Raw genomic sequence first — 11,742 nt, forward strand, 5'->3', positions numbered from 1 at the left:
GGATGTTCCGGGAAGGTTGTTCAGGATGAGGTCGGGCCGCGCGCACCGTCGCCGGCCAGGGGTTCAACGGCCGCGTCGAGCCCCGCGCAGAAAGCTTCCAGCGGCGCAGGATCCCCGACAGCGATGAAGACCACGCCGGGGGCTCCCTGCGCGGCCGGCGTCACACTGGCGCGGCTGCCGACGCATTGGATCAGCGCCGCCCTTCCGGTCACCGCATCAGCGACGAACCCCTTGGCGCGATGAACGCTCGCCGGCAGCGCGGCGAAGGCGGCCTCGAGGCGGGCAAGGTCGACCGGCCCCGCAGGGCACCAGGTCCGTGTCACGAAGCCCGCCTGGGCCTTGGGCAAGACGGAACCGGCGTAATCGGGCGCGCAGATGCCCGCAGCGAAAAGCAGCGAGGACGGCACGCGCCCCTGCGAAATGGGCACCACACGCGCCCCCTTCCGGCGCGCGCGCAGCCAGGCCTCGGTCGCGTGGACGTCCTCCGGTTCGCAGAGATCGGTCTTCGTCAGCAGCACGATATCCGCACTGTCGAGCTGGTTGCGCACCAGCTGGCCGACGAACTTGTCGCCGGCCCGGCGGCGGATCGTCTCGGCATCCGCGGCGACCAGCACCGCATCAAGCTCGAAGCCCGGCCAGTGCCCCGCCAACATGCCGATCCGCGCCGGTTCGGCCACGCCGCTCGCCTCGATCAGAACGCGGTCGGGCCGCTCGGGCCGTACCGCGATGGCGCTGAGCGTCGCGCCAAGGTCGTCGCCGATGGTGCAGCAGACGCAGCCATTGCTCAGCTCGATGACGTCACGGCCGCGCTGACGCACCAGCGCGGCATCGATGTTGATCGGGCCGAAATCGTTCACCAGCACCGCGACCCGCTGCCCGCCCGCCCCGGCCAGCACGCGGTTCAGGATCGTCGTCTTTCCGGCGCCGAGATAGCCCGACAGCACCGTGACCGGGATGCGCCCGCTCATCGAACGATCGGAAACGGCCGCCCCTCGAAGACCGTGCCCCAGATCGGGATATCGCGTAGTGCCTCCGGCGCCACCTCGAAGGGGTCCTGCTCCAGCACCGTGAAATCGGCCTTCTTCCCGGCCCGGATCGAGCCGACCTCGTCCTCCATGCCCAGCACATAGGCCGCGTCGATGGTGATCGCCCGCATCGCCGCCTCGACCGAAACCCGCTCCTGCGGGCACATCACTGCCCCAGATTCGGCGATCCGGTTGACCGCGACCCAGGCCGAGTTCAGCGGCAATGCCGGCGCCATGGTAAAGTCGGAGTGCAGCGCAAAGGGAACCCCCGCCCGCTCCAACGAGCCGAGCCGCGCCATCTGGCTGGCGCGTTCATGGCCGATGGACTCCTTCCAATAGGCTTCCCCCAGCTCGTGTACGTAATAGACATTGGCCGAGACGATGGCGCCCAGGTCCTTGATCCGCCGCACCTGCTCCGGGTTCGAGACGCCGAAGTGCTCGATGGTGAAGCGGTGGTTGAAGCGCGGCTTCTCGTCCTGCAGCTTCTGCAGCACGTCGAGCGCCAGCTCCAGCCCCATGTCCCCGGTGCAATGCACGTGGATCTGTTTGCCCGCCAGCCAGAGCGCCCTTGCATAGGTTTCGAAGGCTTCCGGCGCCATCAGCCATTCGCCGTGGTGCCCGTCGATGAAACCCGGCTCGCGCATCTGCATCAACTCGGCGAAGAAGCCGCCGTCGGTGAACAGCTTGACGTTCCGCCCGAAGAACAGCTTGTCGGTGCTGCGTTCGGCATAGGCATCGATGCGCTTCACGTCGTCCTCGGCGGTGCCCTCGAAATTGCCCCGCTGAAGCGCGCGCGGCACCATCTTCATGCGGAAGGGCGTGTCCTCCCGGTCGAGCGTATGGCTCAGAACCTGCCATTCCAGCGCATCGTTCATCAGCGGATAGGCCAGCTCCCCGATGGTTGTGTGCCCGCCCAGGTGCACCGTCTGCTTGACCAGTTCCAGCCCGCGCCCGTACCGCTGCGGGCTCAGCAGCACGCGGTTCATCGCCTGCGTGGCCACCGCCAGCCCGGTCTCGAAGAACCGCCCCGAGTCCAGGTCGATCTGCGGATGCCGTTCAAGGTCGGCGCGCGCGACGCCCATCCAGTCGATGGCCGCATCATTGGCGATGATCTCGTGGAACGACCGCTGCCAGACGAAGATCGGCTTGTCGCCCGAAACCGCATTGAGCGCCGTCCGGTCGACATTGCCATGCCAGATGCGGTGGAACCCCCATGTCACCACGATCTCTTCTGCCGCGCCCTCGCCCGCCACGATCTCGGCCAGCCGCGCCAGGTAGTCCTCGTGCGTGGTCACCGGCGCGCAGGTTCGGTCGGGCAGCTTCCATTCCATCGCGGTGATGAAATGGCAGGGCAGCAGGATGGCCCCCAGCGTCGGATGCAGATGCGGGTCGATGAATCCCGGCATCAGCACATGGTTCTCGAACTGCCGGTCGATCCGGTGCGGGTGACGGTCGAGCCAGGGTTTCAGCGTCTCCAGGCTGCCCACCTCGACAATCCGGCCGTCCCGCACCGCTACCGCCGTGGCCTCCGGCATCGGCTCGTTCATCGTGACGATCTTGCGGGCGGTGAAGACGGTGATTCCAGACATGCTAATCTCCCAAATTTGTTCAGTAATTCGCCGACTTGAAGGACCAGACGATCACTGCATCCACCGGCCCCGGGTTGCGGCACCAATGGCGGCCGATCTCGGTCATCTGAAAGCTGTCCCCGGCTTCGAGCAGGATGGTCTGGCCGTCGATGCGCAGCTCAAGCTGGCCGGACACAACATATCCGCCCTCCTCGCCCCGGCGCATCCGCCCCTCCTCGCCGGTGCCGGCGCCGGGGGCGAAGGTGGTCATCACCATCTCCAGCCCGCCGGTCAGGTGCGGAGAGAGCAGTTCCTCGCGGACGCCCGAACGGCTGAGGTTGATCTCCCGCCGCTCGCTCCGGCGCACCACGAACTTGCTTTCGGGCAGTTCCTCGGCCGAGGCCGCCGAAAAGAACCAGCTGATCGAGACATCCAGCGTGCGGGCGATCTTGTCGAGCGTGTCGAGCGTGATCGGGCTGACGCCGCGCTCCAGCTCGCTGAGATGCCCCACCGAGCGGCCGATGGCATTGGCCACGTCGGTCAGCGTCAACCCACGCGACCGGCGCAGCTCGCGGATCTGCCGCCCGACCGGCTGGTTCGGACTGGCCGCAAGCTCTCCGGCAGCGGCCTGTTTCTTTTTGCTCGCCGTTTTCGAACTCATCTTCCTGATCCTGGCAGATTTCCGGATATGTGAAAATTTTGTTGCATTATTTCACTCTCGTGGCAAGCTCTGAAAAGTTCACTCGAAAATTTCACGGCCTTGAAGCCTTCAACAACCAACAGGGGAACAGGAAATGCTTGAAAGACTGGCCAGACGACTCACCAGCGCCGCGCCCATCGCGCTGGCCGCCGCCATCGGCCTCGCACCCATCGCGCAGGCCGACCCGAAGGACGGCGGCACGCTGACCACCTTCACCAGCGGCTACCGCACGCTCAACCCGGCGGTGCAGTCCGGCGCCGCCACCGGCGCGCCGGGGTCGCAGATCTTCGCGGGCCTGGTGACGGTCGGCAAGGACTACGTGGTCCAGCCCTACCTCGCCGACGCCTGGCAGGTCTCCGACGACCAGCTCACCGTGACCTTCGACCTGGTCGGCGGCGCCAAGTTCCATGACGGCCAGCCGATCACCGGCGAAGACGTCAAGTTCTCGCTCGAAACGGTCCGCGCCAACCATCCCTTCGGCAGCGCGATGTTCGGCAACGTCGAAAGCATCGAGGTGCCCGCCCCCGACAAGGTCGTGCTCCACCTCGCCAAGCCGGTTCCCGGCCTGCTCTACTCGCTCCAGCCGCTCCTGATGCCGATCCTGCCCAAGCACGTCTACGGCGACGGCCAGGACATGAAGACCCATCCCCGCAACATGGAGAACGTGGTCGGCTCGGGCCCCTTCAAGGTCGAGGAAAACAACCCCGCCGAACGCCTCGTGCTGGTCAAGAACCAGGACTTCTTCCTCAAGGGCAAACCGCATCTCGACAAGATCGTCTACCCGATGGTCAAGGATCCGCTGACCCGCGTGCTGATGCTGGAAAAGGGCGAAATCGACTATGCCCCCTTCGCCGGCATCCGACCGAACGATGCCTCACGGCTCGAAAAGGCCAAGGGCGCGCATGTGACGACCGACGGCTACGAGGCCATCGGATATGTCCACTATCTCGAGTTGAACCTGCGCAACGAGCCCTTCTCCAAGCGCGAGGTGCGCGAAGCACTGGCCCATGCAATCGACACGGGTTTCCTCGCCAAGGTGATCTTCGGCGGCCGCACGGTCCCCGGCACCGGGCCGCTGCACACCGGCAACCCGTTCTATTCGGCAGATGTTCCCACTTATGAACCCGACATGGACAAGGCGGCCGCAATGCTCGACGCCGCCGGCTACCCGGTCGGCGCCGACGGCTCGCGCTTCTCCTTCGTGCTCGACGTTCCGAGCTGGGCGCCCGCGGCCCACGTTCCGATGGCCGAATACATCCAGGCCCAGCTCGCCAAGCTCAAGATCAACGTCGAACTGCGCAAGGCCCCCGACTTCGGCACCTGGGTCAAGCGGGTGTCCAGCTGGGACTACGAGGCCACGATGAACGGTTCGTTCAACTACCCCGACCCAACCATCGGCGTGCATCGTCACTTCGACTGCGACAACATCAAGAACGTGATCTGGTCGAACACCCAGGGCTACTGCAACCCCGAGGTCGACACGCTGCTCGGCGCCGCCGCGGTCGAAACCGACATGGCCAAGCGCAAGGCGCTCTACGCCGACATCCAGCGCAAGGTGCAGGAAGACCTCGTCTTCATCTACATGCCGCAGGACTATTCGGCGACCGTCTACAGCGACGGCGTGGCGAACCTGCCGGACTCGCCCTTCGGCGCGCTCTCGCCCTTCTACGACGTCTACCTCGACAAGTGATCGGCCAATGGCCGGCCCGCCCGGGCCGGCCATGCAACCCCCTCGGAAGGACTGTCCGTGCTCAAGGGATCCCTGCGCAAACTGCTGAACGCCCTGCTGCTCATGATCGCGGTGCTGGTGCTGAACTTCACGCTGATCCACATTGCCCCCGGCGACCCGGTCGAGGCCCTGGTCGGCGAGATGGGCGGCGCCACGCCCGAGCTGATCGCCGAGCTGCGCAGCCGCTTCGGCCTCGACCAGCCGCTCTACGTGCAGCTCGGCACCTATCTCGGCCGCATCGCACAGGGCGATTTCGGCCACTCGCTCTACTATGACCAGCCGGTTACCGCGCTGATCGCCGAGCGCATCGGCCCGACGATCCTGCTGGTTACAACCGCGCTTTTCTCCGCGATCGCCCTCGGCACCGTCCTCGGTGTCTTCTCGGCCCAGCGCCGCCGCTCGGTGCTCAGCCACCTGGTGACCGTGATCTCGCTTGCCGGCTTCTCGGCCCCCGTCTTCTGGGTCGGGATCATGCTGATCCTGCTGCTGTCGGTATCGGTCCCGCTGCTGCCGATCTCCGGCATGTCCAGCGCCGACTCCGCGGCTTCCGGCCTGTTCTACATCCTCGACGTGCTGCACCACCTCGTGCTGCCGGCGCTGACACTGGCGCTGATCTACCTGGCCTTCTACTCGCGCCTCTCGCGCGCCAGCATGCTCGAAGTGCTCGGCTCCGACTATATCCGCACCGCGCGGGCCAAGGGGCTGCCCAAGCGCATGGTCATCTACAAGCACGCCCTGCGCAACGCGATCCTTCCGGTAGTCACTTTCGCCGGGCTGCAATTCGGCCAGGTGATCTCGGGCGCGGTGCTGGTCGAGACGGTTTTCGCCTGGCCCGGCCTGGGCACGCTGGCCTTCGAGTCGATCCTGCGCCGCGACACGCCGACCCTGCTCGGCATCCTGTTCTTTTCCGCCGTGATGGTCGTGGTGATGAACCTCGTCACCGACGTCGTCTATCGCCGCGTCGATCCAAGGATCAAAGCCCGATGACCGCCACATCGACCACACCCGCCAGCGCGCCCGAAGCCGTCTCTCCCGGCCGGCAGGCCTGGCGCATGTTCCGGCAGAACCACTCGGCGCTCTTCGGCCTCGCCATCATCGCGCTGATCGTCCTCGCCTCGGTCTTCGGCCCCTATGTCTATACCGTCCCCCCGCGCGAGATGGTCTGGATGCCGCTGACCCCGCCCGGCGAATCCGAATACCTGCTCGGCACCGACTACCTCGGCCGCGACTTGCTGGCCGGTCTCATCAACGGCGGCCGGGTGACGCTGACCGTGGGCCTTTCCGCCGCCGTGCTGACCGTGCTCATCGGGATCACCGTCGGCGCGCTCGCGGGCTTTTTCGGCGGCAGGGTCGACGACGTGCTGATGCGCATCACCGAATTCTTCCAGGTCCTGCCCAACCTGCTCTTCGCGATGGTGGTGGTGATGCTGTTCTCGCCCTCGCTGCTCAACATTGCCGTCGCGATCGGCGTCGTCTCCTGGACCTCGACCGCCCGTCTGACCCGCGCCGAGTTCATGCGCCTGCGCGAGATGGAATTCGTCAAGGCCGAACGCTCGATCGGGGCCGGCAACGCCCGGCTGATCTGGCGCGTGATCCTGCCCAATGCCGCGCCACCGCTGATCGTGGTCGCCGCGCTCAGCATCGGCACCGCGATCCTGTTCGAGGCCGGTCTCTCCTTCCTCGGCCTCTCCGATCCCAACGCCACCAGCTGGGGCCGCATGATCGGCGACAACCGCCCCTATATCCTCGACAGTTCCTGGGGCGTCACCTTCCCCGGTCTCTGCATCTTCCTGACCGTGCTGGCGATCAGCCTCGTCGGCGACGGCCTGAACGATGCCTTCAACCCCAAGCTGAGGCAGCGGTGATGACTGGCAAAAAACTCCTCTCCGTCCGCAACCTCGAGATCACCTTCCGCACCGAAGGCGAGGACATCCCGGTGGTGCGCGACCTCTCCTTCGATCTCGACCACGGCGATACGCTGGGCATCGTCGGCGAATCCGGCTGCGGCAAGTCAATCACCGCCCTGTCGCTGCTGGGCCTGGTGCCCAGCCCGCCGGGCCGGATCTCGAAGGGACAGATCCTCTTCGAGGGCGAAGACCTCGTGCAGGCCGGCGAACGCCGCCTGAACCAGGTGCGCGGAAACGACATCTCGATGGTCTTCCAGGAGCCGATGACCTCGCTCAACCCGGTCTACACCATCGGCGAACAGATCGCCGAAACCGCCCGCGTCCACTTCGGCCTGAGCCCCGCCAAGGCCTGGGCCCGCGCGGTCGAGATGCTCGACCTGGTTGGCATCCCCTCGCCCGACACCCGTGCCCACGACTTTCCGCACCAGCTCTCCGGCGGGATGCGCCAACGGGTGATGATCGCCATCGCGCTGGTCTGCGAACCCAAGCTGCTGATCGCGGACGAGCCGACCACCGCCCTCGACGTGACGGTGCAGGCGCAGGTCTTCGACCTGTTCCAGGAACTCAAGCAGAAGATCGGCGCCGCGATCATCCTCATCACCCACGACATCGGCGTGGTGGCCCAGATGACCAACCGGGTCATGGTGATGTACGCCGGCCGCAAGATCGAGGAAGGCCCGGTCGCCGAATTCATCCGCGACCCGCGGCACCCCTATACCCGCGGTCTGGTCTCCTGCATCCCGCGCCTGCGGCTGCCGCCCGACGACCACCCCGCGCCGCTCTTCGAGATCCCCGGCGTCGTCCCCTCCCCATGGGAACTGAACCGCCCCGGCTGCGCCTTTGCCCCGCGCTGCGCCCGCGCGATGGCGCGCTGCCGGACCGAAAACCCCGTGCTGGCGCCGCTGGGCGATGGCCGCGCCGCAGCCTGCTGGCTGGAAACGGAGGCAGCGGCATGAGCGGCACGCAGAACATTCTCGAGGTGAGTGACCTCAAGGTGCACTTCCCCATCGCCGGCGGCGGCAAGGTCTATGCGGTCGACGGCATCTCCTTCGCCCTGCCCCCCGGCGTCGCCTTCGGCCTCGTTGGCGAAAGCGGCTCGGGCAAGACCACCGCCGCGCTGGCCTGCGCGCGGCTGAACGACATCACAGCCGGAACGATCCGGCTGAACGGCCAGGACATCACCCGGATCGAGGGCGAGGCGCTGAAAGCGGCGCGGCGCGACGTGCAGGTGGTCTTCCAGGACCCCTACGCCTCGCTCAACCCGCGCGAACGCGCCGGCGCCATCGTCCGCCGCCCGCTCGACCTGCTGAAGGTCGGCACGCCCGCCGAACGCGCCGCCCGCGTCGACGAGCTCTTCGCCCTGGTCGGCCTGCGACCCGACCAGAAAGAGCTGTTCCCGCACCAGTTCTCGGGCGGCCAGCGCCAGCGGATCGGCGTGGCCCGCGCCCTCGCCTCGCGGCCGCGCCTCATCATCTGCGACGAGCCGGTCTCGGCCCTCGACGTGGCGATCCAGGCGCAGATCCTGAACCTGCTGGCCCGGCTCAAGCAGGATCTCGGCCTGTCCTACCTGTTCATCAGCCATGACCTCGCGGTGGTGCAGCACCTCTGCGACCGGATCGCGGTGATGTACCTGGGCCAGATCGTCGAGACCGGCAGCCGCCGGCAGATCTTCACCCGGCCGTCGCACCCCTATACCCACGCGCTGATCTCGGCGGTGCCCTCGCCCCATGCCATCGGCGGCGCCAGCAGCCGGATCCGCCTCATGGGCGACCCGCCCAGCCCGATCTCGCCGCCCTCGGGCTGCCGGTTCGCCGGGCGCTGCGCCCATGCGCAGGACCGCTGCCGCCAGGCCGCGCCGCCGCTGGCCGACACGGGCGAGGGCCATGCGGTCGCCTGCCACCGCGCGAACGACCCCGAGGTGGTCGCCGCGCGCGAGGCGCTGATCCGCGCGGCCCCCTCGGGCTGATCGCCCGCCAGGCCCACCCCTTCCCTGATGCCTGGCGACAGGCGCAGGCCCACCCATTGCCCGCCGCTCCGGAGACTCCGCCATGACCCCGCCCATCCCGAAACACGCCCGAGCCGTCATCATCGGCGGCGGCATCGCCGGCTGCTCGGTCGCCTATCACCTTGCCAAGCTCGGCTGGAGCGACGTGGTGCTGCTTGAACGCAAGCAGCTCACCTCGGGCACGACCTGGCACGCCGCCGGGCTGATCGCCCAGCTTCGTGCCACCCGCAACATGACCCGGCTCAGCAAGTATTCGCAGGAGCTCTACGGCGAACTCGAAGCCGAGACCGGCGTGGCCACCGGCTTCCGCCGCAACGGCTCGATCACCATGGCCCTGACCGCCGAGCGGCGCGAAGAGATCTACCGCCAGGCCTCGATGGCGCGGGCCTTCGGTGTCGAGGTCGAACCGCTGGGCGAAACCGAGCTCAAGGCGCTCTACCCGCACCTGAACACCAAGGGTTTCGCCGGGGCCGTCTACCTGCCGAAGGACGGCCAGGGCGATCCGGCGAACATCGCCCTGGCCCTGGCTAAGGGCGCCCGGATGCGCGGCGCCCACATCCGCGAGCACGTCAAGGTTACCGCCGTGACCGAGACGCTCCGCGGCGGGCGGCGCGCGGTCGCGGGCGTGAAATGGCAGTCCGACGAAACCGGCGAGACCGGCACCATCGCTGCCGATTTCGTGGTGAACTGCGCCGGCATGTGGGCCGGCGAAGTCGGACGCCGCAACGGCGTCAACATCCCGCTTCAGGCCTGCGAACACTTCTACATCGTCACCGAAACCATCCCCGACCTGGCCCGCCTCCCGGTACTGCGCGTGCCCGACGAATGCGCCTACTACAAGGAGGACGCCGGCAAGATCCTCCTTGGCGCCTTCGAGCCGGTCTCCAAGCCCTGGGGCATACACGGCATCTCGGAAGACTTCTGCTTCGACCAGCTGCCCGAGGATTTCGAACACTTTGAGCCGATCCTGGAAAAGGCCGTGTCCCGCGTGCCCCTGCTGGAAAGCGCCGGGATCCACACCTTCTTCAACGGCCCCGAAAGCTTTACCCCCGACGATGCCTACCACCTTGGCGAGGCCCCCGAGATCGCCGGCTATTTCGTCGCCGCCGGCTTCAACTCGGTGGGCATCCAGTCCTCCGGCGGTGCCGGCATGGCCCTGGCCCACTGGATGGAGCGGGGTTATCCGCCCTTCGACCTCTCCGATGTCGACATTCGCCGGATGCAGCCCTTCATGGGCAACCGCACCTACCTGGTGGAACGCGCGAAAGAGACCCTGGGCCTGCTCTACGCCGACCACTTCCCCTACCGCCAGAAGGCCACCGCGCGCGGGATCCGCCGCTCGCCCTTCCACGAGACGCTGGCCAAGCGCGGCGCGGTCTTCGGCGAAACCGCCGGCTGGGAACGCGCCAACTGGTTCGCCGGCACGGGCCAGGAGGCGGCCTATGCCTATTCCTGGAAACGGCAGAACTGGTTCGACAATTCAGCAGCCGAACATCGCGCGATCCGCGAAAACGTCGGCCTCTACGACATGACCTCCTTCGGCAAGATCATCGTCGACGGCCGCGATGCCGAAGGCTTCCTCAACCACGTCTGCGGCGCCGAAATGGCGGTGCCCGACGGCAAGATCGTCTACACCCAGTTCCTCAACGACCGCGGCGGCATCGAGGCCGACGTGACCGTCACCCGCCTGTCCGAGACGCGCTATCTCGTCGTGACCCCCGCCGCCACGACGGTGCGCGATCTCAGCTGGCTGATGCGCCACCGGGGCGAACGCGCTGTGTCGATCGTCGATGTCACCGCCTCGGAAGGCGTCCTCGCCGTCATGGGGCCAAGGGCGCGCGACCTGATGCAGGCGGCCGCCCCCTGGCACGACTGGTCGAACGCGGCGCATCCCTTCGGCACCGCGCAGGGAATCGACATCGGCCTCGGCCAGGCCCGCGCGCACCGGGTGTCCTACGTCGGTGAACTCGGCTGGGAGATCTACATGCCCACCGATCAGGGCGCGCATGTGCTCGAAACCCTGCTGGATGCCGGCGCGGCCTTCGATCTCAGGCTCTGCGGCCTGCACGCGATGGATTCCTGCCGAATCGAAAAGGGCTTCCGCCATTTCGGCCATGACATCACCGAAGAGGACCACGTTCTCGAAGCCGGCCTCGGCTTTGCGGTCAAGACCGCGAAACCCGATTTCATCGGCCGCGACGCGGTTCTGCGCAGGAAGGCCGAGGGGCTGACCAGCCGGATGCTGCAATTCCGCCTGACCGACCCCGAGCCGCTGCTCTACCACGCCGAACCGATCCTGCGCGACGGCCAGATCGTCGGCCACCTGACATCGGGCAACTACGGGCACACGCTCGGTGGCGCGGTCGGCCTGGGCTATGTGCCCTGCCCCGGCGAAGACGCCGCCAGCCTGCTCGCCTCGCGCTGGGAGATCGAGATCGCCGGCAATCGTATCGCCGCCGAAGCTTCGCTGAGACCGCTCTACGATCCCCGTTCGCAACGAACGAAGGCCTAAGTGAGCTGCTGCCGGCTTCGTGGACAGCAGTTAAGCTAGCATAGCGCGGGCCTCGAACTCCATGGGGCTGAGGTAGCCCAGTTTCGAATGCCGCCTGCGCGGGTTGTAGAAGCGCTCGATGTAGTCGAATACGTCGGCACGCGCTTTGTTGCGGGTGCGGTAAACCTTCCGGGCCGTCCGTTCGGTCTTCAGTGATGAAAAGAAGCTCTCCATCGCCGAATTGTCCCAGACGTTTCCAGCCCGGCTCATCGAGCAGGTGATGCCGTTGTCGGCCAGAAGCCGTTGAAACTGCTCGC

At 67.1% G+C, this 11,742-nt stretch carries 10 protein-coding genes; 6 read left to right on the top strand and 4 right to left on the bottom strand.

Going from position 1 to position 11,742, the window contains the following annotated elements; all coding sequences use genetic code 11:
- Nucleotides 1–20 precede the first annotated feature (20 nt).
- The 3 genes from IE266_RS18785 to IE266_RS18795 are packed head-to-tail and all read right to left on the bottom strand — an operon-like array spanning nucleotide 21 to nucleotide 3,254.
- Entirely contained in the window at nucleotides 21–968 is a 948-nt protein-coding gene (locus IE266_RS18785; protein ID WP_189681653.1) for a CobW family GTP-binding protein, read from the bottom strand.
- Entirely contained in the window at nucleotides 965–2,614 is a 1,650-nt protein-coding gene (locus IE266_RS18790; protein WP_189681654.1) for an amidohydrolase, read from the bottom strand. Before IE266_RS18790 ends, IE266_RS18785 begins: the two co-directional genes overlap by 4 nt.
- A 19-nt stretch (nucleotides 2,615–2,633) precedes the next feature.
- Nucleotides 2,634–3,254: a helix-turn-helix domain-containing protein gene (locus tag IE266_RS18795; RefSeq protein WP_189681655.1), complete on the bottom strand. Its 621-nt coding sequence runs from the start codon at nucleotides 3,252–3,254 to the stop codon at nucleotides 2,634–2,636.
- Between the two features lie 133 nt (nucleotides 3,255–3,387).
- Between IE266_RS18795 and IE266_RS18800 the strand changes: the two genes are divergently transcribed.
- The 6 genes from IE266_RS18800 (at nucleotide 3,388) to IE266_RS18825 (ending at nucleotide 11,446) form a co-directional block, all read left to right on the top strand.
- Complete coding sequence (locus IE266_RS18800) at nucleotides 3,388–4,983, top strand: ABC transporter substrate-binding protein (protein ID WP_189681656.1); 1,596 nt, start codon at nucleotides 3,388–3,390, stop codon at nucleotides 4,981–4,983.
- Nucleotides 4,984–5,040: 57 nt separating this feature from the next.
- A complete protein-coding gene (locus IE266_RS18805) occupies nucleotides 5,041–6,009 on the top strand; it encodes an ABC transporter permease (RefSeq protein WP_229864280.1) in 969 nt (322 codons plus the stop codon).
- The gene (locus tag IE266_RS18810) at nucleotides 6,006–6,887 is read left to right on the top strand and encodes an ABC transporter permease (RefSeq protein WP_189681657.1); all 882 of its coding nucleotides are present in this window, start codon (nucleotides 6,006–6,008) and stop codon (nucleotides 6,885–6,887) included. Before IE266_RS18805 ends, IE266_RS18810 begins: the two co-directional genes overlap by 4 nt.
- Nucleotides 6,887–7,885 carry an ABC transporter ATP-binding protein gene (locus tag IE266_RS18815; protein WP_189681658.1) on the top strand — a complete coding sequence of 333 codons (999 nt, stop codon included), beginning with the start codon at nucleotides 6,887–6,889 and terminating at the stop codon, nucleotides 7,883–7,885. The genes IE266_RS18810 and IE266_RS18815 overlap by 1 nt, the downstream gene beginning before the upstream one ends.
- A complete protein-coding gene (locus IE266_RS18820; RefSeq protein WP_189681659.1) occupies nucleotides 7,882–8,895 on the top strand; it encodes an ABC transporter ATP-binding protein in 1,014 nt (337 codons plus the stop codon). The genes IE266_RS18815 and IE266_RS18820 overlap by 4 nt, the downstream gene beginning before the upstream one ends.
- Nucleotides 8,896–8,977: 82 nt before the next feature.
- Nucleotides 8,978–11,446 (top strand): GcvT family protein, encoded by a 2,469-nt coding sequence (locus tag IE266_RS18825; protein ID WP_189681660.1) that lies wholly within the window; start codon nucleotides 8,978–8,980, stop codon nucleotides 11,444–11,446.
- A 30-nt stretch (nucleotides 11,447–11,476) separates the two neighbouring features.
- Here the strand turns inward: IE266_RS18825 and IE266_RS18830 are convergent.
- Nucleotides 11,477–11,742: IS3 family transposase (locus tag IE266_RS18830; protein ID WP_189681661.1), on the bottom strand; the 266-nt coding region annotated here is incomplete at its 5' end.

The organism is Seohaeicola zhoushanensis, from assembly GCF_014656415.1.
GTDB classification, from domain to species: domain Bacteria; phylum Pseudomonadota; class Alphaproteobacteria; order Rhodobacterales; family Rhodobacteraceae; genus Seohaeicola_A; species Seohaeicola_A zhoushanensis.

Excerpts from the sequence above, each read along its gene's own strand:
- IE266_RS18800 (WP_189681656.1), top strand. The coding sequence starts at position 3,388 with ATGCTTGAAAGACTGGCCAGACGACTCACCAGCGCCGCGCCCATCGCG.
- IE266_RS18810 (WP_189681657.1), top strand. The coding sequence starts at position 6,006 with ATGACCGCCACATCGACCACACCCGCCAGCGCGCCCGAAGCCGTCTCT.
- IE266_RS18815 (WP_189681658.1), top strand. The coding sequence starts at position 6,887 with ATGACTGGCAAAAAACTCCTCTCCGTCCGCAACCTCGAGATCACCTTC.
- IE266_RS18785 (WP_189681653.1), bottom strand. The coding sequence starts at position 968 with ATGAGCGGGCGCATCCCGGTCACGGTGCTGTCGGGCTATCTCGGCGCC.
- IE266_RS18795 (WP_189681655.1), bottom strand. The coding sequence starts at position 3,254 with ATGAGTTCGAAAACGGCGAGCAAAAAGAAACAGGCCGCTGCCGGAGAG.
- IE266_RS18790 (WP_189681654.1), bottom strand. The coding sequence starts at position 2,614 with ATGTCTGGAATCACCGTCTTCACCGCCCGCAAGATCGTCACGATGAAC.
- IE266_RS18825 (WP_189681660.1), top strand. The coding sequence starts at position 8,978 with ATGACCCCGCCCATCCCGAAACACGCCCGAGCCGTCATCATCGGCGGC.
- IE266_RS18820 (WP_189681659.1), top strand. The coding sequence starts at position 7,882 with ATGAGCGGCACGCAGAACATTCTCGAGGTGAGTGACCTCAAGGTGCAC.